Source organism: Streptomyces sp. NPDC020597 (assembly GCF_044335095.1).
Classification (GTDB): Bacteria; Actinomycetota; Actinomycetes; order Streptomycetales; family Streptomycetaceae; genus Streptomyces.
This window is the reverse complement of record NZ_JBIRUL010000042.1, coordinates 24208-50393: the sequence shown is the minus strand read 5'-3', so window position 1 is coordinate 50393 and position 26186 is coordinate 24208. Positions and strand designations below refer to the sequence as shown.

The 26186-nt window shown below is 72.2% G+C and carries 25 protein-coding genes; 14 read left to right on the top strand and 11 right to left on the bottom strand.

The window, feature by feature from the left end; all coding sequences use genetic code 11:
• Positions 1–155: 155 nt before the first annotated feature.
• From ACH4ZA_RS37500 to ACH4ZA_RS37490, 3 genes are all read left to right on the top strand, one after another.
• Entirely contained in the window at positions 156–1016 is an 861-nt protein-coding gene (locus tag ACH4ZA_RS37500) for a helix-turn-helix transcriptional regulator (protein ID WP_319276606.1), read from the top strand.
• Positions 1017–1271 (top strand): DUF397 domain-containing protein, encoded by a 255-nt coding sequence (locus tag ACH4ZA_RS37495; RefSeq protein WP_057580268.1) that lies wholly within the window; start codon positions 1017–1019, stop codon positions 1269–1271.
• A 124-nt stretch (positions 1272–1395) separates the two neighbouring features.
• Positions 1396–1557 carry a hypothetical protein gene (locus ACH4ZA_RS37490; RefSeq protein ID WP_398433536.1) on the top strand — a complete coding sequence of 54 codons (162 nt, stop codon included), beginning with the start codon at positions 1396–1398 and terminating at the stop codon, positions 1555–1557.
• A 69-nt stretch (positions 1558–1626) separates the two neighbouring features.
• Here the strand turns inward: ACH4ZA_RS37490 and ACH4ZA_RS37485 are convergent, their stop codons facing one another.
• From ACH4ZA_RS37485 to ACH4ZA_RS37470, 4 genes are all read right to left on the bottom strand, one after another.
• Positions 1627–3069, bottom strand: coding sequence for a PLP-dependent aminotransferase family protein (locus ACH4ZA_RS37485; protein ID WP_319276601.1), 1443 nt, complete (start codon positions 3067–3069; stop codon positions 1627–1629).
• 222 nt (positions 3070–3291) lie between these two features.
• Positions 3292–4779: a glutamate synthase subunit beta gene (locus tag ACH4ZA_RS37480; RefSeq protein WP_319276599.1), complete on the bottom strand. Its 1488-nt coding sequence runs from the start codon at positions 4777–4779 to the stop codon at positions 3292–3294.
• Between the two features lie 167 nt (positions 4780–4946).
• Entirely contained in the window at positions 4947–5426 is a 480-nt protein-coding gene (locus ACH4ZA_RS37475; protein ID WP_398433535.1) for a DUF1772 domain-containing protein, read from the bottom strand.
• Between the two features lie 54 nt (positions 5427–5480).
• Complete coding sequence (locus ACH4ZA_RS37470) at positions 5481–6143, bottom strand: DUF2293 domain-containing protein (protein ID WP_319276597.1); 663 nt, start codon at positions 6141–6143, stop codon at positions 5481–5483.
• Positions 6144–6528: 385 nt separating this feature from the next.
• On the opposite strand from ACH4ZA_RS37470, the gene ACH4ZA_RS37465 reads away from it, so the two are divergent.
• On the top strand, positions 6529–7161 hold the full coding sequence (locus tag ACH4ZA_RS37465; RefSeq protein ID WP_398433534.1) for a uridine kinase: 633 nt from the start codon (positions 6529–6531) through the stop codon (positions 7159–7161).
• Positions 7162–7376: 215 nt separating this feature from the next.
• Positions 7377–7811, top strand: a complete 435-nt coding sequence (locus ACH4ZA_RS37460; RefSeq protein ID WP_319276592.1) for a CBS domain-containing protein — start codon at positions 7377–7379, stop codon at positions 7809–7811.
• A gap of 28 nt (positions 7812–7839) precedes the next feature.
• Here the strand turns inward: ACH4ZA_RS37460 and ACH4ZA_RS37455 are convergent, their stop codons facing one another.
• Complete coding sequence (locus ACH4ZA_RS37455; protein ID WP_319276590.1) at positions 7840–8967, bottom strand: magnesium and cobalt transport protein CorA; 1128 nt, start codon at positions 8965–8967, stop codon at positions 7840–7842.
• Positions 8968–9200: 233 nt separating this feature from the next.
• Between ACH4ZA_RS37455 and ACH4ZA_RS37450 the strand changes: the two genes are divergently transcribed.
• Entirely contained in the window at positions 9201–9995 is a 795-nt protein-coding gene (locus ACH4ZA_RS37450) for a methyltransferase (RefSeq protein WP_319276588.1), read from the top strand.
• Between the two features lie 202 nt (positions 9996–10197).
• Here the strand turns inward: ACH4ZA_RS37450 and ACH4ZA_RS37445 are convergent, their stop codons facing one another.
• Entirely contained in the window at positions 10198–11232 is a 1035-nt protein-coding gene (locus ACH4ZA_RS37445; RefSeq protein WP_398433537.1) for a carbohydrate kinase family protein, read from the bottom strand.
• A 110-nt stretch (positions 11233–11342) separates the two neighbouring features.
• Positions 11343–12251 (bottom strand): pseudouridine-5'-phosphate glycosidase, encoded by a 909-nt coding sequence (locus tag ACH4ZA_RS37440; protein WP_319276583.1) that lies wholly within the window; start codon positions 12249–12251, stop codon positions 11343–11345.
• 99 nt (positions 12252–12350) lie between these two features.
• On the opposite strand from ACH4ZA_RS37440, the gene ACH4ZA_RS37435 reads away from it, so the two are divergent.
• On the top strand, positions 12351–12779 hold the full coding sequence (locus tag ACH4ZA_RS37435; protein ID WP_319276581.1) for a VOC family protein: 429 nt from the start codon (positions 12351–12353) through the stop codon (positions 12777–12779).
• On the opposite strand, the gene ACH4ZA_RS37430 is transcribed toward ACH4ZA_RS37435, so the two are convergent.
• The 3 genes from ACH4ZA_RS37430 to ACH4ZA_RS37420 all read right to left on the bottom strand — a co-directional run bounded on the left by ACH4ZA_RS37430 (position 12770) and on the right by ACH4ZA_RS37420 (position 15732).
• Positions 12770–14056 (bottom strand): MFS transporter, encoded by a 1287-nt coding sequence (locus ACH4ZA_RS37430; RefSeq protein ID WP_398433533.1) that lies wholly within the window; start codon positions 14054–14056, stop codon positions 12770–12772. The genes ACH4ZA_RS37435 and ACH4ZA_RS37430 overlap by 10 nt on opposite strands.
• A 201-nt stretch (positions 14057–14257) precedes the next feature.
• Positions 14258–14812 carry a methylated-DNA--[protein]-cysteine S-methyltransferase gene (locus ACH4ZA_RS37425; protein WP_398433532.1) on the bottom strand — a complete coding sequence of 185 codons (555 nt, stop codon included), beginning with the start codon at positions 14810–14812 and terminating at the stop codon, positions 14258–14260.
• A 47-nt stretch (positions 14813–14859) separates the two neighbouring features.
• Positions 14860–15732, bottom strand: a complete 873-nt coding sequence (locus ACH4ZA_RS37420) for a glycerophosphodiester phosphodiesterase (protein ID WP_398433531.1) — start codon at positions 15730–15732, stop codon at positions 14860–14862.
• A 281-nt stretch (positions 15733–16013) separates the two neighbouring features.
• On the opposite strand from ACH4ZA_RS37420, the gene ACH4ZA_RS37415 reads away from it, so the two are divergent.
• The 7 genes from ACH4ZA_RS37415 (at position 16014) to ACH4ZA_RS37385 (ending at position 24746) form a co-directional block, all read left to right on the top strand.
• The gene (locus ACH4ZA_RS37415) at positions 16014–16880 is read left to right on the top strand and encodes an MHYT domain-containing protein (protein WP_319276574.1); all 867 of its coding nucleotides are present in this window, start codon (positions 16014–16016) and stop codon (positions 16878–16880) included.
• Positions 16881–16953: 73 nt separating this feature from the next.
• A complete protein-coding gene (uvrB, locus tag ACH4ZA_RS37410; protein WP_398433530.1) occupies positions 16954–19098 on the top strand; it encodes an excinuclease ABC subunit UvrB in 2145 nt (714 codons plus the stop codon).
• Between the two features lie 161 nt (positions 19099–19259).
• Complete coding sequence (locus tag ACH4ZA_RS37405) at positions 19260–19838, top strand: TerD family protein (protein ID WP_057580284.1); 579 nt, start codon at positions 19260–19262, stop codon at positions 19836–19838.
• A gap of 62 nt (positions 19839–19900) precedes the next feature.
• Complete coding sequence (locus tag ACH4ZA_RS37400) at positions 19901–21874, top strand: TerD family protein (protein WP_398433529.1); 1974 nt, start codon at positions 19901–19903, stop codon at positions 21872–21874.
• 222 nt (positions 21875–22096) lie between these two features.
• Positions 22097–23098, top strand: coding sequence for a TerC/Alx family metal homeostasis membrane protein (locus ACH4ZA_RS37395; protein ID WP_319276570.1), 1002 nt, complete (start codon positions 22097–22099; stop codon positions 23096–23098).
• Between the two features lie 129 nt (positions 23099–23227).
• Complete coding sequence (locus tag ACH4ZA_RS37390) at positions 23228–23539, top strand: hypothetical protein (RefSeq protein ID WP_319276569.1); 312 nt, start codon at positions 23228–23230, stop codon at positions 23537–23539.
• 106 nt (positions 23540–23645) lie between these two features.
• A complete protein-coding gene (locus tag ACH4ZA_RS37385) occupies positions 23646–24746 on the top strand; it encodes an ionic transporter y4hA (protein WP_319276567.1) in 1101 nt (366 codons plus the stop codon).
• Positions 24747–24855: 109 nt separating this feature from the next.
• Here ACH4ZA_RS37385 and ACH4ZA_RS37380 read toward each other — a convergent pair whose 3' ends face one another.
• Positions 24856–26130 (bottom strand): MFS transporter, encoded by a 1275-nt coding sequence (locus ACH4ZA_RS37380; RefSeq protein WP_319276769.1) that lies wholly within the window; start codon positions 26128–26130, stop codon positions 24856–24858.
• Between the last annotated feature and the right edge of the window lie 56 nt (positions 26131–26186).

Genomic DNA, 26186 nt, shown 5'->3' with positions numbered 1-26186 from the left:
GGGGCGAGCCCCCCCCCCCCCTCATCTTCATATTGCACCGGCCCCCCCCCCCCGGGCGGGGCGCGGAGGGGCTGCGGTTTTTTTTGCGTGGCCCGGCGGGGGGGGGGGGGGGGGGCCCCCCCCCCGCCCGGCCGGGCTCTTCGTGGAGGTGGAGCGTGAGCGAACCGCGGTCCGCGCCGACGGTCGGACAGGTCGTCCTCGGTCGGCGTCTTCTGGACCTGCGGGAAGGCGCCGGGCTCAAGCGCGAGGAGGCGGCCCGCATCCTGCGCGTCGCGCCCGCCACCGTCCGCCGTATGGAGATGGCCGAGGTCAGCCTCAAGATCCCGTACCTCCAGCTGCTGCTGAAGGCCTACGGGGTCACCGACGAGGAGGCCGAGGGATTCGTCCAGCTCGCCGAGGACGCGAACAGGCCCGGCTGGTGGCAGCGGTTCCACGACGTCCTGCCCGGCTGGTTCTCGATGCACGTCAGCCTCGAGGGCGCAGCGGCCCTCATCCGCCAGTACGAGCCCCACTTCGTCCCCGGACTGCTCCAGACCGAGGACTACGCGCGGGGGGTCCTCAAGTCCGGCGCGATCGGCCAGACCCGGCCGGAGGACATCGAGCGACTCGTCGCGCTGCGCATACAACGCCAGGATCTGCTCACCCGCGAGGACGCGCCCCGGTTGTGGGTCGTGATGGACGAGACCGTCCTGCGCCGACCGGCCGGCGGTCCGGAGGTGATGCGCGCGCAGATCGACAAACTGCTCGAAGCCGCGGCGCTGCCGAACGTGACGCTGCAGGTGGCCCCGTTCGCGAACGGGCCGCACCCGGGCACGTACGGGCCCTTCGTGCTCTTCCGGTTCGCCATGCCGGAGCTTCCGGACATGGTCTACAGCGAGTACCTGACCGGCGCGGTCTATCTCGACGCGCGTACCGAGGTGGCGACCCACCTCGAGGTCATGGACCGCATGGCGGCGCAGGCCGCTACAGCACATCGCACGAAGGAGATCCTCCGGGATCTCCGCAAGGAGTTGTGAATGGATCGCATCAAGCCGCGCAAACGGGTCTACAACGGCATGCCCGCGCGGGACTTGGGCAGCGAAGGCTGGCACAAGCCGTGGAGCGGCGGGAACGGCGGGAACTGCCTGGAGGCGATGAAGCTCGCCGACGGCCGGATCGCCGTTCGTCAGTCCACCGACCCGGACGGTCCGGCGTTGATCTACACCACCGACGAGATGACGGCCTTCATCGAGGGAGCGAAGGCGGGAGAGGCGGACTTCCTGTTGTCCTGACGTGACTGCCGTGACGTTTCTTCGATGCCGCGGCCGTCGAACGATTGTCTTTTTCCTGCTCAGCTTCCTAATTTGGTACTGAATTGATCATCATTGACCGCGTCGGGCGCTTACGGAGCGTCATATGACCGGGCAGCCCCCGGTCTCTGTCGCCAAGACCCAAATCGACGCCGACGCCGACCTCGACACCGACCTCGACACCGACACCGGCATCAATACCGACACCGACATCAACACTGGCATCGACATCGACCAGCCTCGTCCCGCACGGAGGTGCGATCGGTAGGTTTCCGCCCGGCCTTCGGTGGTGGAGGGCGGGCCGCCGCTCCGCGCGTCGACGACGGCCCGCCGTGCCTCATCCCTCGGCGGGGCGTCGCCGCGGGGCGGGCGGGAGCGCCTGGCACAGCGCGTCCAGCGCCGCCTCGTAGGCGTGGTCCGGCGGTGTCGCGTACCCGACGACGAGTCCGTCCCGCGCCGCCATGTTTGCGGCGGGATGACGGAACGCCGCCAGGCCGTCCAGTGCGACGCCCTGCCGGACGGCGGCCTTCAGCGCCGACCGCTCGGTGCCCGGCGGCAGCCGCAGCACCGCGTGGAGACCGGCCGCCACCCCGGTGACCTCGACGTGCGGCGCCTGTGCGGCGAGCGCCTCGACCAGCCGGTCCCGGCGGCCGCGGTACCGCTGCCGCATACGTCGTACGTGACGGTCGTAGGACCCGGACGCGATGAGGTCGGCCAGGCCGAGCTGGTCCAGGACGCTGGCCCACGCCTCCCGCTCGCCCTTGGCCGCGAGGACCCCGTCCACGTACCGCTCGGGCAGCGCCATCCAGCCGAGGCGCAGCGCGGGCGACAGGCTCTTGCTGACCGAGCCGATGTAGATCACCCGCTCGGGATCGAGTCCCTGGACCGCCCCGACCGGTTTGCGGTCGTAGCGGAACTCCCCGTCGTAGTCGTCCTCAATGACGATCCCGCCGCGCGTGCGCGCCCAGTCGATCACCGCCGCCCGGCGGTTCGCGTGCAGCGGGCCGCCGGTCGGGAACTGGTGCGCCGGCGTGAGCAGCACCGCCCGCTCGCGTCCCAGGGGTTCGACGCATGCCCCGTCCTCGTCCAGGGGAAGCGGCGTCGTCCGCACGCCCGCCGTCGCCAGCAGCTCCCGGTGGAAGCCCAGCCCGTAGGCCTCCACGGCCAGCGGACCGCGCAGCACCCCGCTGCCCGGGGCGAACAGCAGACGCAGTGCGTGAGCGAAGCCCGAGCAGATCACGAGGTGCTCGGGCACGGTGCGCACCCCACGCGCGCGTGCCAGATACTCCGCCAGGGCCTCCCTCAGTTCCCGGCGTCCGGCGGGGTCGCCGGGGCCGAACGCCTCGGCGGGCGCCTGCTGGAGGGCGCGCCGGTAGGAGGCCAACCAGGCCGTACGCGGGAACGACGACGCGTCCGGAACGCCCTGCCGCAGATCGTGCCGGGGGCCACGCGCGCGTGCGGGCGTCCTGACGGCGACGCGCGCGGACCGGCGCAGCGGCTCGGCCCGTTCGGCCACCCGGGTGCCGGAGCCCTGCCGTGCGGTCAGCCAGCCCTCCGCGACCAGTTCCGCGTAGGCGTCGGCCACCGTGTTGCGGGCGACGCCGAGGTCGGCGGCGAGTGAGCGGTAGGGCGGCAGACGGGTTCCCGGAGGGAGCCGTCCGCCGCGCACGGCCTCGCGCAGCGCCCGGATGAGCGCGGCTCGCCGCCCGCCCGGCCCGGAGAGCTCCAGATGCAGGTCCGCGCCGATCCGCTGACCGGCATCGACCCATGAATCTGCCATGGGAATGCACTCTACCGACGGTCTTTCCTCTCCCTGGGCTGCCGGTCATGGGATCAAGAGGGGCTTCGGCCGCGGCCGTCGTCCCCGACCGGTCCGCCGGCAAGGAGTACCGCGCGCTCGTCGGATTCGGCGCCGCCGCCCGCGAGAGCCTCGGCCTGCGAGAGCCTCGGCCCGGCCCTCGCCGAACGGGTCCGGATCGATCCGCGTCTCGCAGCCGGACGACTAGACGCTCATCGGCCGGTCGAACGGGCCGATCGGCGCGGGCAACCGGGAGACGCCCGTCAGACGACGATCGACGGCCGCCGCCACCGCCCGTCCCTCGGCGATGGCCCACACGATCAGCGACTGGCCACGGGCCGCGTCCCCCGCGGCGAAGACGCCGGGGACGTTCGTCGCGAAGTCGGCGTCCCGCGCGATCGTCCCGCGCGGGTCCAGGGCCAGCCCCAGCTGTTCGACGAGTCCGTCCTCCCGGTCGGGTCCGGAGAAGCCCAGGGCGAGCAGCACCAGATCGGTGCGGAGCGCGCGGGCGGTGCCCGCCACCGGCCTGCGTCGCGCGTCCACCTCCGTGAGATGCAGGGACCGCACATGACCGGTCTCGTCCCCGGTGAAACGGAGCGTGGACGCGGCGAACAGCCGGGCGTCCGCGTCCGCGAACGGCGCGGACCGCAGATCGCGCGCCTCCTCGTGCGCCGCGGAGAGGCGGTAGATCTTCGGATACGTCGGCCAGGGGTCGGCGTCCTCGTCGCGCTCCGCGCCGGGCTGCGCGTAGATGTCCAGCTGGGTCACGGACGCCGCGCCCTCGCGCACCGCCGTGCCCAGGCAGTCGGCGCCCGTGTCGCCGCCGCCGACGATGACCACGTGCTTCCCTGCGGCGGACATCGGGGACGTCTCCAGATCTCCCTCGCACACCCGGTTGGCCAGCGGCAGATACTCCATCGCCTGGTGTATGCCGGTCAACTCCCGCCCCGGGACGTGCAGTTCACGCCAGTCGGTCGCCCCGGTGGCGATCACCACGGCGTCGTAGCGGGACCGTAGATCCGCGGCCATGACGTCCCGCCCGACGGTGGTCGAGGTGCGGAACTTCGTGCCTTCGGCCCGCATCTGCTCGATCCGTCGTTCGAGGTGCAGCTTCTCCATCTTGAACGCGGGAATGCCGTACCGCATCAGTCCGCCGACACGGTCGTCCTTCTCGTAGACGGCGACCGTGTGACCGGCCCGGGTCAGCTGCTGTGCGGCGGCCAGTCCGGTGGGCCCGGAGCCGATCACGGCCACCGTTCTCCCCGACAGCCGGTCCGGCGGCCGCGGCGGTGTCAGACCGTCGGCCCAGGCCCGGTCGGCGATGGCCGCCTCGACGTTCTTGATGGTGACGGCGGGCTGGTTGATGGCCAGGACACAACCGGCCTCGCAGGGCGCCGGACACAACCGGCCGGTGAACTCGGGGAAGTTGTTCGTCGCGTGCAGCCGCTCGGCGGCGGCCCGCCAGTCCTCCCGCGACACCAGGTCGTTCCACTCCGGGATCAGATTGCCGAGCGGGCAGGCTTCGTGGCAGAACGGCACGCCGCAGTCCATGCACCGGTCGGCCTGCTCGCTGATGAGGGGCAGCAACGCCCCGGGGACGTACACCTCGTCCCAGTCCGCGACCCGTTCACCGACCGGCCGACGGGGCCAGTCCCGGCGCGGTGTGTGCATGAATCCCTTGGGATCGGCCATGGGCGTGCCCCTCGCGTGCGCGTACGACAGGCCGAGCGTCGTCGGGCGGCACTCTCTTCGCCACGATACGTTCTGCCGGCCCCCCGCGCAGAGGGGGGTGACAGAGATGATTCGGTCGGGTTCGGTCGGATCCGGACGCAATGCGATCGGAACGGGGAGTACGTCGGTCAGACGAGGGCGAGGAGGTACACGGCCGCCGAGGCCGCGGACGTCAGCGTGCGCACATGGTTCCACCGCGTCCACTCACGCAGGTAGACGGGCCAGTACGCGACGGCCTCCGGCGTGCCCGGGTCCTTGCTCATCAGCGCGTCGTTGCGCGGCACGTTCGCCACGACGGTCACCCCGAACGCCCCGCACAGGTACAGCGCGCTGCCCACCAGCAGGCGGGCGGCCCCGTGGTCCGGCCACAGCACGAACGTGACGACGGTGATCACCGCGCACAGCGCGGCGGAGCCGAGGAACAGGATCATGAACACCGGTGTCGTCGCCGAGGAGTTGATCGCGTTCATCGCGGCGACGCCCTGCGCGGGCGGCAGCGCGGCGAGTCCTCGCATCACCAGGACGGAGAAGGCGCAGAAGACCCCGGCCATCAGCCCCGTCGTCAGCGCGCCCAGCACCGCGAGCAGCACATACGGTCCCTCGATCATGACAACGTCAACTCCCCCCGTCGAGCGTGATCCTGCCCGGTACCGCCCCTCACCTCAAGTGAGAACCCGGTCGTGACCGTCCCCCCGGCCCCCGGCCGCGCTGCCGTCCCGGGCCGCCCGCACGTTCCGCACGTCCCGGTCCTCGCGCCAGGTGCGGATGACGGCCTCCACGTCCGCCGCGATCCGGCGGCGTGCCTCGTGCCGTGGCACGCCGCTCATCAACAGCCGGTCGTACGGAGTGTCGAGGTGCCGGACGGACGCCCTCACCGCGAAGACGACCGCCGCCTCGGACAGCGCCCGCCCGGCGGCACTGCGACCGACCCGGCCGCTGCCCCGCAGGGAGGCATGCGCGGCGATCCCGAGCGCCCGGTCCGCCGGACAGCCGGGGAACACCCGCAGGATCTCGGCCGCGAACGACTCCGCGAAGTGCGCGTCCTGCGCCGACCGCAGCCGGGCGTCGCGCGCCCGGCGCCGGCGCCGGGCCTCCGCGTCCGCCAGGCACCGCTCCTCGGCGCGGGCGAGCGCCGCCTCCTCGACCAGGACGCCCTGTCGTTCGTACCGGCCCTTGCGCCGGTTGAACCGGACGACCACCACCGACAGCCCGCTCTCCTCCCGCGACCTGCGTGTCAGCGCCGTGTCACCGCGCGGCAGGAACACCAGGTGCCCGAGGTCGGCGCAGTCCAGACAGCGCGGGGCGGCGTCCTCCAGGACCAGCATCGGCAGCGGCCCACGTCGGCAGCCGGCGCACTGTTTGCGCCGCAGCGGCTGGACGGCCAGGAGGCCGGACCCGATACCGACCACAGGGCCGGGTGCGGGCCCGGGTGCGGATTCGGGGCCGGGGCCAGGTCCGGGGCCAGGCCCGTCCGGGATCCCGGGTCTGTTTCCGGTTCCCGCTCCGGGCGCGGGGAGGGCTGCGCTTGCCATAGGGGCTTCATGCCCCGTCCCCTGCGCGGTGGCACCTCCCCGTCACCTGCCTTCTCCCCCCTTCCCACGCCACCCGCGACGAGCGCGCCGCCCGCCGCCCGCCCGCCGGAATCCGGGTCCCGGGTTCCGGGGACCGCCCGCAGGCCGTCGCCGCGCGTGCCTGACGCATCATGGCCGTGTGCGACTCGAAGCGATCACCTGGGAACGGCTCGGCGACCTCCTCGCCGAGCGCCTGCTCGACCTGGAGCCGGACGACGGCAGCCCCTGGCGCCGTATCGCCTTCGACGGCGCGCCGGCGGCCCGCCCCGGCGATCTCGCCGAGCGCGTCGCGCAAGCGCTGCGCACCCGCGGTCGGCCCTCGTGCGTCGTGGACACGCACGGCTTCCTGCGCCCGGCCTCCCTCCGCCTGGAGTACGGCCGCCACGACGTGGACGCCTACTTCGACGGCTGGTTCGACACCGGCGCTCTGTGGCGCGAGGTGTTCAATCCGCTCGACGCCGACGGCGACGGCCGGATCCTCCCCGACCTGCGGGACCCCGTCACCGACCGCGCCACCCGCAGCGACTACGTCCCCCTGCCCCGCGGAGGGTTTCTGCTGCTGCACGGCCCACTCCTCCTGCGGCACTGGTTCCCCTTCGATCTGACGGTCCACGCCCTCCTCTCCCCGGGCGCCCTGCGCCGCCGGACCCCCGAGGCCGACCACTGGACGCTGCTCGCCTTCGAGCGGTACGCCCAGGAGACCGACCCCGCCGCCACAGCGGATGTGCTGGTGCGCGCGGACGACCCCCGCCACCCGGCCTGGGGCGGCTGACCACCGGGGCCCGGGCCGCAGGCTTTCGCGCGGCTGAAGACGCTCCCGGCCGCGACGGCACCGACGGCAGCGCCGGCAGCGACGGCACCGGCCCCTGTGCCGGTGAACCGTGCGGAGTTGAGATGCGGGCGTCCCACGGCACGGCGAGAATGAAGGGCGCCGGGACTGCGTCGCCCCCCGCGCCGCGCCGGCCGTCCGGCACCGGGAGGTACGTCATGACCACCGCCGGAGACATCATGCACCGGGGCGCCCAGTGGATCCCCGCCCACGAGACCCTCGACCGCGCCGCCCAGTTGATGCGTGAGCTGAACGTCGGGGCGCTGCCGATCAGCGACGAGAACGAGCGGCTCTGCGGCATCCTCACCGACCGGGACATCGTCGTCGGCTGCGTGGCCGTGGGCCGCGACCCCGCCCGGGTCACCGCCGGGGACATGGCGCACGGCACCCCACGCTGGATCGACGCCGGTGCGGACGTCGGCGAGGTGCTCCAGGAGATGAAGGACCACCAGATCCGCCGGCTTCCCGTCATCGAGAACAAGCGCCTGGTGGGCATGATCAGCGAAGCCGACCTCGCCCGGCACCTGACCGACGACCAGATCGCCGCCTGGGCGGAGAGCGTCTACGCGAGGAGCGGACCGGCCACGGCATGACGGCCGACGTCGCCCCGGACCGCCGCGGTCAGAGCCACCCGTTGCGCCGGAAACCGCGGTGCAGGATCCGGCAGCCGACGGATATCAGCACGATGACCAAGGGGTAGCCGAACTTCCAGTGCAGCTCCGGCATGGTGTCGAAGTTCATGCCGTACACCCCGCAGACCATCGTCGGCACGGCGATGACGGCCGCCCACGCCGTGATCTTGCGCATGTCCTCGTTCTGCGCCACCGTGACCTGCGCCAGGTGCGCCTGCAGGATCGAGTTGAGCAGTTCGTCGAAGGCCGCGATCTGCTCCGTGGCCCGCAGCAGGTGGTCCGAGACGTCCCGGAAGTAGGCCTGTATCTCCGGGTCGACCACCCGCATCGACCGGTCCGCGAGGTCAACCAGCGGACGGCCGAGGGGGACCACCGCCCGTTTCAGCTGCAGGAGTTCCCGCTTGAGCTGATAGATGCGCCCCGGATCGGCCCGCGCGCCGTTCTCCGCGAACACGTCCGTCTCGACCTGGTCGATGTCCGCCTGCACAGCGTCGACGACGTGGAGATAGTCGTCGACCACGTGGTCCGCGACGGCGTGCAGCACCGCCGACGGCCCCTTGGCCAGCTGCGCCGCGTCGGACTCCAGCTCCTCGCGCAACGGTCCGAGCGAGCCGTGCCGCCCGTGCCGCACCGTGATCACGAAGTCCTGTCCGACGAACACCATGATCTCGCCGGTGTCGACCACTTCGCTGGTCGCGGTGAGCTCCTCGTGCTCCACGTAGCAGACCGTCTTGAACACCGCGAACAACGTCTCGCCGTACCGCTCGACCTTCGGCCGCTGATGGGCTTCGACGGCGTCCTCTACGGCCAGCGGATGCAGGTCGAAGAGCTGGGCCACACCGGCGAACTCGTCGTTCGTCGGCTCGTGCAGACCGAGCCACACGAAGCCGTGCCCGGTCCTGCGCATCCGCTCCACCGTGTCGACGAGATCCACGCCGTGCTCGGTCCGCATGCCGTCCCGGTACGTCACGCAGTTCACCACCGAGGACCCCAGCGGGGACCGTGCGTGATGACTCAGGTCGACCCGGGGGCGTCGCCGCCCCAGCCTCGCCACCCCGCGCAGGCCGCCGACCCTCCCGAGGCCCGTGACCTTCCGCAGATTCCCCGCCATGGTCATCCGGGTCTCCTTGCGTGATTCTCCCCGCGCCGCGACCTGCGCCCTGCCGCGCCAGTCTGCCAGGCCCGCGCACACCGTGGGCAAGCCTGTGGAAAGGAAGGATTCCGCTTGGTTCCCGGCTGTGGACGACGGGACTTCGGGCTGCTCAGGAGAGCTGAGCCCGCCTTCCCCGACACGGGATCCCGGCCGCGTCGACCACCTCCGGCGGGTCGCACGGCTGGGATGATCGACGTATGACGCGATCCGACGCATACCTCCTCGACAACCGGCAGCCCGAGGCGGGGGAACGCTTCGACGCCTTCGCCTCCCTCTTCGACCCCACCACGTTCCGTCATCTCGAAGGGCTCGGGGTCGGGCCCGGCTGGCGCTGCTGGGAGGCCGGTGCAGGCGGCGCCTCCGTCGTATCCTGGCTGGCGAAGAAGGTCGGTCCGACGGGCAAGGTCCTCGCGACCGACATCGACACCTCCCGCCTGACGTCCGCGGCCCGCCCGCCGGTCGAGGTCCGCGTACACGACCTCGGCTCCGGCGAACCGCCCATGGAGGGCTTCGACCTGGTGCACGCCCGGCTCGTGCTGGTCCACGTACCGGAACGGGAGCGGGCGCTGCGGTCGATGGTGGGCGCTCTGCGCCCGGGCGGACGGCTGCTGATCGAGGACGCGGACCCCGCCCTGCAGCCTCTGCTCTGCCCCGACGAGCACGGCCCCGAGCAGCAGCTCGCCAACCGTCTGCGGCACGGCTTCCGTCAGCTTCTCGCGGGCCGGGGCGCCGACCTCTCCTACGGGCGCAAGCTGCCGCGTCTGCTGCGCGAGGCCGGACTGCGCCGTGTCGAGGCCGACGCCTACTTCCCCGTCACCTCGCCCGCCTGTGCCGTCCTGGAGTCCGCGACCGTGCGCCAGATCCGCGAGCAGCTCGTCGGGGCGGGCGTCGCGACGGACGAGGAGATCGACCGGCATCTGACGAACGTCGCCGAGGGCAGCATGGACCTGGCGACGGCCCCGATGATCTCGGCCTGGGGACGCAAGGAGTAGCGGGGCCTCGGGAGCCGCCGACGGACGAAGGCGCGCCGCGGAAATGAGGCGCGCAAGGCCGGGGCAGACGTCGGCGGGAGCGGACGCCGGCAGGCACGGACGCCGGTGCGGACGGATGCCGGTGCGGACGGATGCCGGTGCGGACGGACGGCTCGGCGCGCCCGCTGGGAGCGCCCGGCACAAGGGTGAAGGCCGCGCGGCTTCAGCCCGCCCGGGAGGTCCGGTCGGTCGTCGTCGCCGTGCTCTCCCGCGGTGCCGGCGGTCTGCCGCCCACCCGTTCCACGGCGCGGGCCCCCGCCCGGCATCCCTCGACCGCCGCCGCCCCGGCGTCGGCGCCCGCGAGCAGCGCGGCGAGGAACGCACCGGTGAAGGCATCGCCGGCGCCCGTCGTGTCCCGGGGAGTCGCGGGAGCCGCGGGAACACGGGCGATGACCGTGCCCCTGCGGGCCACCAGCGCGCCGTCCGCCCCCTGCTTGGCCACCACCAGCGGCACATGGCGGCTCAGCTCGGCCGCCGCGTCGGCCCCGTCGGGCGCCCCGGTGAGCAGACGCGCCTCGTCACGGCTCGGCAGCAGCACGTCCACGTCCGCGACCAGGCCGAGGAAGCGGGGAAGACCCAGTTCCACCAGAAAGCCCGCCGACGCCGGATCGAGGCTCACCGGGATTCCCCGCGCGCGTGCCGACCCGGACGCCGTACGCACCAGTGCCCGCCCCGACTCCGAGAACAGCAGATATCCGGAGAGGTGCAGCCGGCCGACGCCGTCCAGCAGGGAGTCCGACCAGTCGGCGGGGGAGAGGCGCAGGGAGGCGCCGCTGTCGGTGAGGAACGTCCGCTCCGCCGCCGCGTCCGTGTTGACCAGGCAGATCACCGTGCCGGTCGACGCCTGCGGATCCACGACGAGAAGGGGCCGCACCTTGCCGGCGGTCAACGCCCGTTCGTGCCAGGTCACCGACTCCGCGCCCACCCGGCCGAGCAGCCGGACGTCCGCACAGCCCCAGTGGGCGGCCCAGCACGCCACGTTGGCGCCCGCGCCGCCCGGCAGCGTCCGGATCACCGCGGCCGTGTCCGTGCCCGAGACCGGCGGACCGCTGTGCCGGGCGACGACGTCCGTCACCACGTCCCCGACGACCAGCAGCGCCCCGCCGCCCGCAGGACCCGCCGGTGCGCGTCCGGACGGGCCCTCGGACAGGGCCGTCGCCGCCGAGCCGGCCGTCGCCCCGGATCCTCCGGCCGCCATGTCCGCGCCGGATGTCTCCGCCGCCCCGGCGGCCGGCCTCGCGCCCGCGGGCGCCTCCGGGCCGCGGACCGGTCCGGCGGGATCGCCGGCCGCACCGTCCGGTTGTGGCGTCATGCCCCGGCCCACGCCGCAGCGATCCGCGCCGCCAGGCGCACGTTGCCGCGCACCGCCGCCAGGTTGGCGCTCAGGGACGCCCCGTCGGTGTGCCGGACCAGGTAGTCGAGCAGGAACGGCGTGACGCCCTGGCCAAAGACGCCGGCCTCCTCGCACGCGTGCAGCGCGTCGGCGAGCACACGCGCGTGCAGCGCGGGATCCAGCTGCTCCTCCTCGGGCACCGGGTTGGCGACGATCAGGGCCGACCGGGGCGCGCCGAGCGCGTCCTGGGCCCGCATCACGTCGGCCACCTGCTCCGGAGCGTGCACCGTCCAGTCCACCGGATGACCCGAGTCCGACAGGTAGAACCCGGGGAAGCGGTCGGTGCCGTACCCGGCGACGGCGACGCCCAGCGTCTCCAGCCGTTGCAGGGTCGCGGGCACGTCCAGGATCGACTTGACCCCCGCGCAGACCACGGTGATCCGGGTGCTCGCCAGCAGCCCCAGGTCGGCCGACTCGTCCTGGGTGACCGTCCACTCCCGGTGCACCCCGCCGAGGCCACCCGTCGCGAACACCCGCACGCCCGCCAGCGACGCCAGCAGCGCCGTCGCCGACACCGTGGTCGCCCCGCTCGTACCGGAGGCCACTGCCAGCGGCAGGTCGCGATGGCCCAGCTTGCGGAACCCGTCCTCGTCGGCGACCCGCTCCAGCTGCTTGTCGTCCAGGCCCACATGGGGCCGCCCGTCCAGCACGGCGATCGTCGCCGGCACGGCGCCCTCCGCGCGGACGACGGCCTCCAGCTCCCGCGCCACCTGAAGATTGCGCGGGCGCGGCAGCCCGTGCGAGATGATCGTCGATTCCAGGGCCACCACGGGTTGACGCGCGTCGATCGCGCTCCGTACCTCCTCCGACACCACCAGCACCACGCGCCCGCCTCCTGTCCGTCGGTCTCCTCTCATCTCTGGCGGGCGGCGCGCCCGGTCAAACCCTTGCGTCCTGTGGGGCAGGACACCAGCCTGGAAGGCATGACGGAGCACAAGGCACGTATCGACCACGTCGTCCTGTGGGTGCGCGACCCGGCGGCCGCGGCCGCGTTCTACGCACAGGCCGTGGGGCTGACGCCCGTCAGGCTCGCCGAGTTCGTCGCCGGCGAAGCGCCCTTCCCCTCAGTCCGCGTCAGCGAGGACTGTCTCCTCGACCTGATGCCGTCGTCGGCGGCGGAGCGCATGACGATGCTCCCCGGCGCCGCCGACAGCGCGGGGCACCCCGTGAACCACGTCTGCCTCGCCCTGCCGAGGGCGGACTTCGACGCCCTCCACACCCGTCTGGCGGAGCGCGCCGTCCCGGTGTCGGACCTCGCGCACGGCTCCTTCGGCGCCCGCGGGGACGCCACGCGCAGCTTCTACTTCCGCGACCCGGACGGCAACGTCGTGGAGGCGCGGCACTACGACTGACGAACCGTGCTTTCGCCGCCGCGGTTCCGGGTGAACAGCGCCAGCGCGGCCAGCGGGAGGAGCAGGGTCGCCGCGGCGACGTTGAGCCATCCGTAGCTCGCCCGCGCCACCACGAGCCCGGCGATCGCCCCGCCGACACCCGCCGAGGCGTTCATGGTGAGGTCGGAGATCCCCTGGGCGGCGGCCCGCGCGGACTGCGGCAGCGCGTCGGTGAGCAGTGCCGAGCCGGAGACCAGCCCGGCCGACCAGCCGAGGCCCAGGACGAACAGCCCGGCGGCGGTCTGCCGGTGGTCGTCGCCGGCCGTCCCGGCCAGGAACAGGGCGACCGCCAGCAGCCCGGCCGCGAGGCCCGTCACCGAGAAGCGCCCCACCCGGTCGGCGAGCCGCCCCATCAACGGCGCGAACGCGTACATGCCGGCGATGTGCCCGCTGATGACCAGCCCGATCAACTCGATGCTCGCACCGTGGTGGGCGAGGGCCACCGGGGTCATCGACATGACCGAGACCATCGCCGTGTGCGACACGGCCACCGTCACCAGCGCCAGCCGTGCGTGCGGTGAGGCGGCGACGGCCGTCAGACCCGCCCGCAGGGAACGGCCCTGCGGGGACTGCTCGTCCTCCGGCGCGAGCGCGCGGGCCGTCAGCAGCGGGTCCGGGCGCAGCAGCACCGCCACCACCAGCGCGGCCGTGACGAAGATGCCGGCCGCCCACAGGAAGGGGCCCGCCGCCGCGGGTATCCCCAGCCCGGCGACGCTGCGGCCCGCGGGCGCGGCGATGTTCGGGCCCAGGACCGCACCGATGGTCGTCGCCCACACGACGTGGGAGATGGCCCGGGCGCGACGCTGCGGCTCGGCGAGGTCGGCGGCGGCGAACCGGGCCTGCAGATTCGCCGAGGAGGCCGCGCCGAAGGCGGCCATGCCGCACAGCAGCAGCGGGAAGCTCCCCAGCCGCGCCGCCACCACGACGACGCCCGCTCCCAGCGCGCCGACGAGGTAGGCCAGCACCAGCCCCGGCCGGCGGCCGCGCGCGGTCATCAACGCGGCCAGCGGCATCGACAGGACGGCCGTGCCGGCGACGGTCGCCGTGGGCGCGAGCCCGGACAGCGCCTCGGTGCCGCTGACCTGCCGGGCCAGGACGGCGGCCAAGGCGATGCCGGTGGCGACGCCGAGCCCGCCGAGGATCTGGCCGGCGATCAGCACGGCCATCGTGCGACGGCGCAGGGCGGACAGGCGCACCGCGTCCACAGGCGGCGCCGCGGCGCGCTCGACGGCGGTCACATCGGACTCCTCTCCACGGCACAGGTCCGCGCCGGCGCGCGGGAGATCCGCACCACGACAGGAACCTGCGCCACCGCGTGGCCGTGCGCGGCGGGCCGGCCACGCGGACAGACGGACATGCGGGTCACCGGCGCAGTCTCCCCCCTCGGCGCGGCGCCGCCCAGACCGCGGGGCGCGGCTCGGACCGCCGGTGCGAACGCTTCAGAACAACGGCTCGGGCAGGACGCCCTCCAGAGCGAGCAGCTTCCGCTTGGTCTCCCGACCGCCGCCGAAGCCGCCGAGGCCGCCGTCCCTCTCCACCACCCGGTGGCAGGGCACGACGACCGGCAGCGGATTGGACCCCATCGCCGCGCCCACCGCCTGCGCCGCACCCGGCTGCCCCACCCGCTCCGCCAGATCGCCGTAACCCACGACGGCCCCGTAGGGGACACCGGCCGCCAGCTCGCGCAGTACCTGTCGGTTGAAGCCCGAGATCAAGGACCAGTCCAGGGGCAGTTCGAAGACCTGCCGCTCTCCCGAGAAGTAGGCCTCGAACTGGCGTATCGCCTCGGCCAGCAATGGGGACCCTGGCGCCTCGACGGGCTCCGCGCCCAGCCGCTCCGCAAGCCTGGCCAGCGCCCTGTCGCGCACCGCGTCGGTGGCGTGGAAGACGACGTTGACCAGCCCCTCGGTGCTCGCCGCCAGCATCAGCGGCCCGATGTCGGTGCGCACGACGGCCCACACGACCCGCTGCCCGTACCCCGCATTGCTGTCCATGCGACCACCGTACGGGCAGCCACCGACAACGCCCGTGGGGTCGCACGTCAGTACCAGTACAGTGCCCTGCGCACCACGTCGGGCCGGTCGGTGATGACGCCGTCGACGCCGTACCCGGCGACTGCCCGGGCGGTCTCCGCGTCGTCGACGGTCCAGGCGAAGACCTTCATCGGCCGCCCGTGCGGCCCGGTCAGCTCCTGCACGGCGGCGACGTACGCCTCGGAGAGGGCGGTGTAGGACGGGTTGATCTGGTCGGCGAACACCGAGAACCGTGGCAGGTCCGACAGGGCCGGCATGCCGAGCAGACCGGTCCGCACCGCGGGCGCAAGCCGGTGGACGGTCCGCAGGCAGTCGGCGCTGAAACTCTGCACGATCAACCGGTTGGCGAGGTGGCGGTCGTCCACCCACCCCTCGTCGCCCAGCAGCTTCAGGACGTCCTGCTCGATGCCCGGGTAGAGCTCCGGATTCTTGATCTCCAGGAGCAGCTTCTGGTGGTTTCGGTCGACCCGGTCGACGTACTGCGTCAGCGTCGGCACGCGCACGCCCGCGTAGGCGGGATCGAACCAGCTTCCCGCGTCGAGCCGCGCGATCTCGGCGGCGGTGAAGTCCTTCACCCTCCAGGGAGCGCGGCCCGGGAAGACCTCTTCGACGTCGGTCGTCCGGCGCAGGCTGTCGTCGTGGACGACGACGAGCTCGCCGTCCCGGGTGCGCTGGACGTCGTTCTCCACCCACAGGGCGCCCAAGGACGCCGCCCGGTCGACGGCGTCGAGGGTGTTCTCCGGGGCGAGGGCGGAGGCGCCCCGGTGGGCTATCACCGCGGGCCGCAGAGCGATGCCCGCGCGGGCGCTGTGGACGGGGAGCAGGAGCGCCACGGCGCCCAGGATCGCGGTGGTCGTGACGGCAACTACGCGTGTGTGCATGCGTACTCCTCGCGTCGAGCGATCACATACAGCTCAACTGTGACAGCGAAGGGTCCACACCGGAGGGAGCGCGGGACGGTCACACAAGGGGGGAAGACGTCCCGACGTCGCTCACTGATGCCGCACATGTGGGGCAAGGACGTGTTTCTTTGCCGGAAAATCGTTCGACCATTGAGGTGGGAGTCATACTTTCCTTCAGCCTTGACCGCGCGCAGCGGCCCGGAAGGCCGCGTTCCAGAGACATCGGGCAAGATCCGCAACAGGGCGAAGGGCAACCGCGCATGCACGGCACGGTCGACGGTTTCAGCTACGGTCTCGTCACCCCGCTGGTGGCCTACGTCATGGCCTGCCTCGGCGGCGCACTGGGTCTGCGCTGCACCACCAGAGCCCTGCTCGTCGCCCACTCCTGGCGGCCGGGCTGGCTCGCCCTCGGCTCCGCGGCGATCGGCTCCGGCATCTGGACCATGCATTTCGTCGCGATGATGGGCTTCACCGTCCGTGGCGCCCCGATCCACTACGACAAACCCATGACCTACGGCAGCCTGGGCGTCGCCGTGGTCATGGTGGGCGTCGGGATCTTCATCGTCGGCTACCGGGGCGCGACCGGAACCGCACTGTTCACCGGGGGCACCCTCACCGGTCTCGGCATCGCGTCCATGCACTACCTGGGCATGGCCGGGATGCGTCTGAACGGCACGTTCGAGTACAACTCGCTCACCGTCTACGTCTCCGTGGCCATCGCCATGGCCGCCGCCACCGCCGCCCTGTGGGCCGCGGGGCAGGTCAGGGGCTTCCTGTGGAGCGTGGGCGCCGCCCTGGTCATGGGGCTCGCCGTCACCGGCATGCACTACACCGGCATGGCCGCCCTCAGCGTCCATCTGCACACGGGCGGCGCGCCGACGCCCGGCGACTCGCCCGCGACCCTGCTCGCACCGATGCTGATCGGCCCCTTCGCGTTCCTCTGTCTCGCCGGCGCCGTCGTGATGTTCGACCCGCTGATGATCACGGGCAGGCCCGACCGGACGGCTGCCCCGCACAGACCCGGAGTCCCTGCGCACCCGGTCATCGGGCCCCCGGCGCGCAACGCCCGCCTCCGCGGCCGCCGGAACACGGCCGGGCAGGAGTCCCGCACCCCGCAGAACCGCTGAGCCGGGCACCCGCGAACGCTCCGGAACCGCTGATCGGACCCCGTTGTCAGTGGGGGGTCGTACGGTGGATGGCATGCGGCCCGTTTCCCACATCGAACGCACGGTGGCGCCCTTCGAGGTCGTCAGTCCCTACCAGCCCAGCGGCGACCAGCCGACGGCCATCGCCGAGCTCGCCAAGCGTGTCGAGGCGGGCGAGAAGGACGTCGTCCTGCTCGGCGCGACCGGCACCGGAAAGTCCGCCACCACCGCGTGGATGATCGAGAAGCTCCAGCGCCCCACCCTGGTGATGGCGCCGAACAAGACCCTGGCCGCCCAGCTGGCGAACGAGTTCCGCGAACTGCTGCCGAACAACGCGGTCGAGTACTTCGTCTCCTACTACGACTACTACCAGCCCGAGGCGTACGTCCCGCAGTCGGACACCTATATCGAGAAGGACTCCTCGATCAACGAGGAGGTCGAGCGCCTGCGCCACTCCGCGACCAACTCGCTGCTCACCCGTCGTGACGTCGTCGTGGTCGCCTCGGTCTCCTGCATCTACGGCCTCGGCACCCCGCAGGAGTACGTGGACCGCATGGTCCCCCTGAAGGTCGGCGACGAACTCGACCGCGACCAGCTGCTGCGCCGCTTCGTCGACATCCAGTACACGCGCAACGACCTGGCGTTCACCCGCGGCACCTTCCGGGTGCGCGGCGACACCATCGAGATCTTCCCGGTCTACGAGGAGCTCGCCGTCCGCATCGAGATGTTCGGCGACGAGATCGAGGGCCTGTCCACGCTGCACCCGCTCACCGGCGAGATCATCAGTGAGGACCAGCAGCTGTACATCTTCCCCGCCACCCACTACGTGGCGGGCCCCGAGCGTCTCGAGCGGGCCGCGAACGACATCGAGAAGGAGCTCGGCGAGCGTCTGGCCGAGCTGGAGAAGCAGGGCAAGCTGCTGGAGGCCCAGCGCCTGCGCATGCGCACCACGTACGACCTCGAGATGCTCCGCCAGATCGGCTCCTGCTCCGGCGTCGAGAACTACTCGATGCACTTCGACGGCCGCTCGCCCGGCTCCCCGCCGAACACCCTGCTCGACTACTTCCCGGACGACTTCCTGCTCGTCATCGACGAGTCCCATGTCACCGTGCCGCAGATCGGCGCCATGTACGAGGGCGACGCCTCCCGCAAGCGCACCCTCGTCGACCACGGCTTCCGGCTGCCCTCGGCCCTCGACAACCGGCCGCTGAAGTGGGAGGAGTTCCAGGAGCGCATCGGGCAGACCGTGTATCTGTCGGCGACGCCCGGCAAGTACGAGCTCTCGCGCGGTGACGGCGTCGTGGAACAGATCATCCGCCCCACCGGCCTCATCGACCCCGAGGTCGTCGTCAAGCCGACCGAGGGGCAGATCGACGACCTGGTGCACGAGATCCGGGAGCGCGTCGAGAAGGACGAGCGGGTCCTGGTCACCACGCTCACCAAGAAGATGGCCGAGGACCTCACGGCCTATTTCCTGGAGCTCGGCATCCAGGTGCGCTATCTGCACAGCGACGTCGACACGTTGCGGCGCATCGAGCTGCTGCGCGAGCTGCGCGCCGGCGAGTTCGACGTGCTGGTCGGCATCAACCTCCTGCGGGAGGGCCTCGACCTGCCCGAGGTGTCCCTGGTGGCGATCCTCGACGCCGACAAGGAGGGCTTCCTGCGCTCCGGCACCTCGCTGATCCAGACCATCGGCCGTGCGGCGCGCAACGTCTCCGGTCAGGTCCACATGTACGCCGACAAGATCACCCCGGGCATGGAACGGGCCATCGACGAGACCAACCGCCGCCGGGAGAAGCAGGTCGCCTACAACACGGCTCACGGCATCGACCCGCAGCCGCTCCGCAAGAAGATCAACGACATCGTCGCGCAGATCGCGCGCGAGGAGGTCGACACGGAGCAGCTGCTCGGCTCCGGCTACCGGGCGAAGAAGGACGGCCGTGCCACCAAGGCCCCGGTGCCCTCCCTCGGCGACAAGGCGGTCAAGGGCGCGAAGTCCGGCCAGGCCAGGGGCAAGGCCGCGGCGACGGTGCCGACCGACCGTCCGGCGGCCGAACTCGCCGAGCAGATCGAGGAGATGACCGAGCGCATGCGGGCCGCCGCGGCGGACCTGCAGTTCGAGGTCGCCGCCCGCATCCGCGACGAAGTCTCCGAGATGAAGAAGGAATTGCGCCAGATGAAAGAGGCGGGTCTGGCCTGACGGACCCGTGCGACTCCTGTGCCCCGGCCCCGCACGTGCTGTGTTGCAAGACCGACACAAAGTGCGGGCCTGGGTGCGGCACTGTCAGTGCCCTTGCGTAGGGTTTCCGTCAACCGCGGGCGCCGCGGCAACAGGGGACAGCTCGAGAGGGGAATCAGCGCGTGACCGTCAACATGACCAAGGGTCAGGCCATCAGTCTGCAGAAGAACGACGGGGGCAGCCTGACCGCGGTGCGCATGGGTCTCGGCTGGCAGGCGGCCCCGCGGCGCGGCCTGTTCGGCTCCCGGACCCGGGAGATCGACCTCGACGCCTCCGCCGTCCTGTTCGCGGACAAGCAGCCGGTCGACGTCGTCTTCTTCCGCCACCTGGTGAGCGACGACGGCTCCGTCCGTCACACCGGTGACAACCTGGTCGGCGGCGTCGGCCAGGGCGGCGACGACGAGGCGATCCTCGTCGACCTGGCCCGTGTGCCGGTCCACATCGACCAGATCGTCTTCACCGTGAACTCCTTCACGGGCCAGACGTTCCAGGAGGTGCAGAACGCCTTCTGCCGCCTGGTCGACGAGACCAACGGCCAGGAGCTGGCGCGCTACACGCTCGCGGGCGGCGGCGCGTACACGGCGCAGATCATGGCGAAGGTGCACCGGGTCGGCGGAGGCTGGAACATGACGGCCCTCGGCACCCCGGCCAACGGCCGTACCTTCCAGGACCTGATGCCCGCCATCCTGCCGGCGCTGTAAGGCCGTCGGCCGGCGAGCGGCATCACCACAACACCACACGTGACGCAGGGGGACGACAGGCGATGACGGCCGAGCTGGTGCGGGGGCAGAACCACCCGCTCTCCCAGGTCCGGCTCGAGATCCGGATCTCGGCCGGCAAGCCCGTCGTGGCGACGGCCGTTCTCGGCGACGAGAGCGGCAGGATCCACGGCGTCGAGTGGGTGGCCCATCCGGGCGTGCCCACACTGCCCGGCCTGGAGGTCTCCCGCCAGGCCGCGGCGGACCACCGCCTAGCGGTGGACCTGGACGCGATGCCGGAGGCCGTGCACCGCGTCGGCGTCGTGCTGGCGCTCCCCACGGGCGTGGGCGGCCCGGCCGGCTTCGGCTCGGTGGCGGCTCCCTTCGTCGCGGTCACCGGCCTCGACGGGGCCGAGATCGCCACGTTCACCCTCACCGGCCTGGACACGGAATCGGCGGTCGTCGCGCTGGAGTTGTACCGGCGCCGGGGCGCCTGGAAGGTGCGCGCCGTCGGCCAGGGCTATGCGGGCGGCCTCGCCGAACTCCTCACCGACCAGGGTCTGCCGCAGGCGCACCGGCTCGCGGCCGAGATCAACGAGGCCGTGGTGCGGGGCCTGGCCCGCTCGGTGCCCGCCCCGCCGCGCACGCCCGACGGCGACCGCTCCCGGCAGACGGCGGGGTCCGCGCTCGGGCCGGAGCAGAGCGGCTCGCCGTACGGCTCTCAGAACACTCCCGGACAGGGAGCGCACGGCGCTCAGGGCATCTCGGGGAGCCCCGAGCCCGCGCAGTCGGCGCAGTCGGCGTCCGCGTCCGCCGTCGGTCCGATCGATTACAGCCATCCGCGTCGGCAGAACACGGCTCCGCCTCCGCCGCCGCCCACCGCGCCCCCGGCACAGCCCGGGGAGCCCGCCCGGCCGGTGGCCGGCGACGCGACCGGCTGGTCCATGGAGGAGCGGCTCTACAACCAGGTCTGGGGCATGTTCGAGGACTTGGCCCGCAGCACCGCCGCATACCGCAGCGCGGTCGACTTCGCCGACACGCGGATGGAGAAGGAGCTCGACCAGGTTCTGTCCGACCCGCGCAGCAGGATCGGCGGCCAGGGCGACGCCGCCCGCGAGGCGGCGCAGGCCAAGCACAGCCGGCTCGTCGACCAGGCTCGGGAGGCCCTGGATCGCGACCTCGGCCAGCTCGGCGCCGAGGCCGACGTCGTCGAACCGGCGCTGCCCGCCGCGTACGCGCGCTGGGACAACCCTGTCTGGCACGCCTACCGCGTGCCCATGGAGATGCCCATGGCGCTGCGTCTGGGCGACCTCCACGTGCCCGAGAGCGAACCGCTGCGCATCCCGATGCTGGTCCGGCTCCCGCTCGAACGCGGGCTGTGGATCGACAGCGGCCGCACCGGCTCCTCCGACGGGCTGTTCGCCGACTCGCACGACATGCGGCGCCTGGCCATGGAGTCGGCCGTGGCGCACACGGCCCGGCTGCTCGCGGTGCATCCGGCCGGCGAGTTCACCGTGCACGTCCTCGACCCGGCCGGTTCGGGCGCGCGGGAGCTGTCGCCGCTGGTGCGGTCCGGGGTTCTCGCGGCCCCGCCCGCGGCCGGGGCGGCGGGTGTGGCGGCGATCCTGGGGCAGCTCACCGAGCGCGTCGACCTGGTGCAGATGGCGGTGCGCGGCGGAGTGGCCGACTCGCTGCCGCCGGGATTCGACACGGCCCAGCAGTTGCTGGTCGTCAACGACTTCCCGCACGGTTTCGACGACCGTGCCGTGACCCAGCTGCGCTACCTCGCGGACGAGGGCCCGGCCGTCGGCGTGCACCTGATGATGGTCGCCGACCGGGAGGACGCCGCCGGTTACGGTCCGTTGCTGGACCCGCTGTGGCGCGGGCTGCTGCGGCTGACCCCGGTGGCCGACGACCACCTCGCAGACCCCTGGGTGGGCCATGCGTGGACATACGAGCCGGCTCTGGTGCCGCCGGGCAGTCAGGTCCTCCAGCAGGTGCTGACCCAGGTGGCGGCGGCCCGCACCAATTATTCGTAAACTCCTCTGACCAGCGGACTTGGCCTTTCTTTTGCCAACCGCTTTACCTTCTCTTGGTGATTGGGGTACTCTTCTTCTCACGGAGGGGAGTACTCCCTGCTGCGGTGTACCCGTCAATACGGATCAGGCCTGATCCCGGGGCGCCGGCCCGTTTCGGGTGGAAGAGACCTCCGGCAGCGCGACGGCGCTGTTCACCTGCCGTTACGTACTGCCGGAGGCGCAGTGGATGTTTCCGTGAACCTGTGGGTTCTGACCATCGTCGGCCTGGCCGCCCTCATCGCGGTCGACTTCTTCATCGGCCGCAAACCGCACGACGTCTCGATCAAGGAAGCGGGGATCTGGACGGTCGTCTGGATCGCCCTGGCCGGGCTGTTCGGCCTCGGCCTGCTCCTCTTCTCCGGGGGGCAGCCCGCCGGGGAGTTCTTCGCGGGCTTCATCACCGAGAAGTCGCTCAGCGTCGACAACCTCTTCGTGTTCGTCCTGATCATGGGCAAGTTCGCGGTCCCGTCGCAGTACCAGCAGCGGGTCCTGCTCGTCGGCGTTCTCATAGCCCTGGTCCTGCGGGCGATCTTCATCGCGGCGGGCGCCGCGATCCTCGCCAGCTTCGCGTGGGTCTTCTATCTCTTCGGCGCCTTCCTCATCTGGACGGCCTGGAAGCTCATCCAGGAGGCCCGGGCCGACGACGAGGACGAGGAGTTCGAGGAGAACAAGCTGCTCAAGGCCGCGGAGCGCAGGTTCGGCGTCGCCGACCGCTACCACGGCACGAAGCTGTGGATCGAGCAGAACGGCAAGCGGATCATGACCCCGATGCTGGTCGTGATGCTCGCGATCGGCACGACCGACGTGCTCTTCGCCCTCGACTCCATCCCCGCCATCTTCGGGCTGACGCAGGACCCGTACATCGTCTTCACCGCCAACGCCTTCGCGTTGATGGGGCTGCGCCAGCTGTACTTCCTCATCGGCGGTCTGCTGAAGAAGCTGGTCCACCTCAGCTACGGCCTGTCGATCATCCTCGGCTTCATCGGCGTGAAGCTGGTGCTGCACGCGCTGCACGAGTCCGGGGTGCACGTGCCCGAGATCAGCATTCCGGTCTCGCTCGGCGTCATCTGCTCGGTCCTGATCGTCACCACGATCACCAGCCTGCGGGCCTCCCGGAAGCAGGCGGCGGCCGAGGAGGCGCAGACGGCGAGCGAAGGCGCTCCGAAGGACACCATCGGAGCCTGACCACGCACGACGTAGGAACAACCACCCCCGGGAGCGGTGCGCGGCGAATTGCCGAGCACCGCTTCCGGTGCTTCTTTGGTAGCCGGGCGTTTCCACTCGGGGACGCCGCAGCCGGGGGGTGGAGGCACCATGAGCACAGCGCAGAAGTTCGTGCAGATCGTCGACTTCGAGACCGACCGCATCGAGGAGATGCGCGCACTGGCCGAGGAAGGGGAACAGGGATTCGCGGGCCGGGAGGACGCCCCGAGGCGCCGGCTCGTCCTCAGGGACAGGAACCGGCCGAACCACTACCTCGTGGTGGTCGAGTTCGACTCCTACGAAGCGGCCATGCGCAACAGCGAGTCCGAGGAGACGGGCAAGTTCGCGGAGCGGATGGCCGCGCTGTGCACCCGGCCCCCGTCCTTCATCGACTGCGACGTCGTGGACGCCGCCGAATTCTGAGGACGCCGCCGCACCGGGCCGTGCCGTAGGGCTGGGGGGCGTGCGGTAGGGCTGGGGGCGTGCGAGCCGGAGTGCGCGGCCCGCACGGCTCTGCGACGATCACTGCATGATCGCTCGGCTCAGGTCGGTCACGACCCGGTGGACGGCCCTCGTGCCGGCGCTGGCGGTCGTGCTGCTGGTCCTGACCTGGGGGCGCGACCTGCCGGGTCCGCTGGTGGCGCTGGCGACCCTGGTCCTCGCCGGAGCGGTCCTGGCAGCCGTGCACCATGCCGAGGTCGTCGCCCACCGGGTGGGCGAGCCCTTCGGCTCGCTCGTCCTCGCCGTCGCGGTGACGATCATCGAGGTGGCGCTGATCGTCACCTTGATGGCCGACGGCGGCGACAAGAGCTCGACGCTGGCCAGGGACACGGTCTTCGCGGCCGTGATGATCACCTGCAACGGCATCGTCGGCCTCAGTCTCCTGGTCGCCTCCCTGCGCCACGGCACGGCGGTCTTCAACCCGGAGGGCACGGGAGCCGCCCTGGCGACCGTCGCCACCCTGGCCACACTGAGCCTCGTCCTGCCGACCTTCACCACCAGCAAGCCGGGCCCGGAGTTCTCCAGCGTCCAGCTGACGTTCGCCGCCGTCTCCTCGCTGGTCCTCTACGGCCTCTTCGTGACGACGCAGACCGTACGGCACCGCGACTACTTCCTGCCGGTCACCCGCCAGGGAGACGTGATCACCGTCGACGACCACGCCGCCGTCCCCACCTCCCGGACCGCCCTGATCAGCCTCGGGCTGCTCGGTCTCGCCCTGATCGGCGTGGTGGGGCTCGCCAAGGGGGTCTCGCCCACGATCGAGTCCGGGGTGGAGGCGGCCGGGCTCCACCCCGCGGTCGTCGGCGTGGTCATCGCACTGCTCGTGCTGCTCCCCGAGACCATCGCCGCACTGCGCTCAGCGCGCCGCGACCGGGTGCAGACCAGCCTGAACCTGGCGCTCGGCTCCGCGATGGCCAGTATCGGCCTGACCATCCCCGCGGTCGCCCTGGCCTCGATCTGGCTCTCGGGCCCCCTCGTCCTCGGGCTCGGCTCCACCCACATGGTGCTGCTGGCGCTCACCATCGTGGTCAGCTCGCTGACGGTGGTCCCGGGAAGAGCCACCCCGCTGCAGGGCGGCGTCCACCTGGTGCTGTTCGCCGCCTACCTGGAACTGGCGATCAATCCGTAGCGCCGCGGTCCGCTCCCGCGGTCCGCTCCCGCGACCGCGGATCGGGTACGACGTCGGGGGCGTCCTCCGGACTGCTCGTCGAAGCGCTCGGCGCCCTCTTCGCCCAAGCTCAGTCCACGACGGCCCGTGCTGCCGCCGTGGCCGGCACCGGACGCGTCTCCGGCAGCAGCGCGAAGCAGCAAAGGCTCAACAGCGCGATCCCCGTCAGATACGCCCCGACACCCCACGGGACGCGCCCCGAGCCCTCCGCGAGGGCCGTCGCCACAACGGGCGTGAGCGCCCCGCCGAGGACCCCGCCGAGGTTGTAGCCGACCGACGCGCCCGTGCAGCGCACGCGCGGCGCGTACAGCTCCGGGAGATAGGCCGCCACCACCGCGAACATCGTGACGAACGCGACCAGCGCGCCGAGGAGGCCGAGGAACATCGGCAGCGGCTCGCCGGTCGAGAGGAGCGCCACCATCGGGAACATCCACAGTGCCGCGGCCCCACAGCCGGCGAGACACAGCGGCCGCCGCCCGTGGCGGTCGCCGAGCAGAGCCATCAGGGGCGTCAGCGCCCCCTTCACCAGCACCGCGGCCATGACGCAGGTCAGCATGACGGTTCGGCTCACGCCCAGCCGTTCCGTCGCGTACGCCAGCGACCAGGTCGTCACGGCGTAGAAGACCGCGTACCCGACGGCGAGCGCCCCGCCGGTCAGCACGACCAGCCGCCAGTGGTCGCGCAGCAGCTCGGCCAGCGGCACACGCGCGTGGTCGTCGATCTCCAGGAACCGGGGGCTCTCGGGCAGCGACGACCGGAGCCACAAGCCGAGCAGGGCGAGCACCCCGGCCGCCCAGAAGGGCGCCCGCCATCCCCACCGCGCGAACTGCGCGTCGGTCAGCGCCGCCGACAGCACCAGCACCGACCCGTTGGCGAGCAGGAAGCCCACCGCCGGCCCGACCTGCGGGAAGCTCGACCACAGGGCGCGCCGCCCGGCCGGTGCGTGCTCCGCCGTCAGCAGCACGGCCCCGCCCCACTCGCCGCCGAGTCCGAGCCCCTGCAGGAAGCGCAGCACGAGCAGCAGCAGGGGGGCGGCCGCGCCGATCGCGCCGTACGTCGGCACACAGCCGACCGCGACGGTCGAGGCGCCGGTCAGCAGCAGGGAGACGACGAGGACGGGGCGTCGTCCGTGCCGGTCCCCGACGTGGCCGAAGAGCACCGCTCCGAGCGGCCGGGCCACGAAGCCCACGCCGAAGGTCGCGAACGCGGCCAGCGTCCCCGCGAGCGGCGAGAACGCGGGGAAGAACAGGGGCCCGAGGACGAGGGCGGCCGCCGTCCCGTAGACGAAGAAGTCGTAGAACTCGATGGCGGTCCCGGCGAGCGAGGCGGCCGCGAGCCGGAGCATGGAGGGCGTCCCCGCGGTGGGTGCGTCGTGCATGCCGCGTCAACCCGCCACGGCGA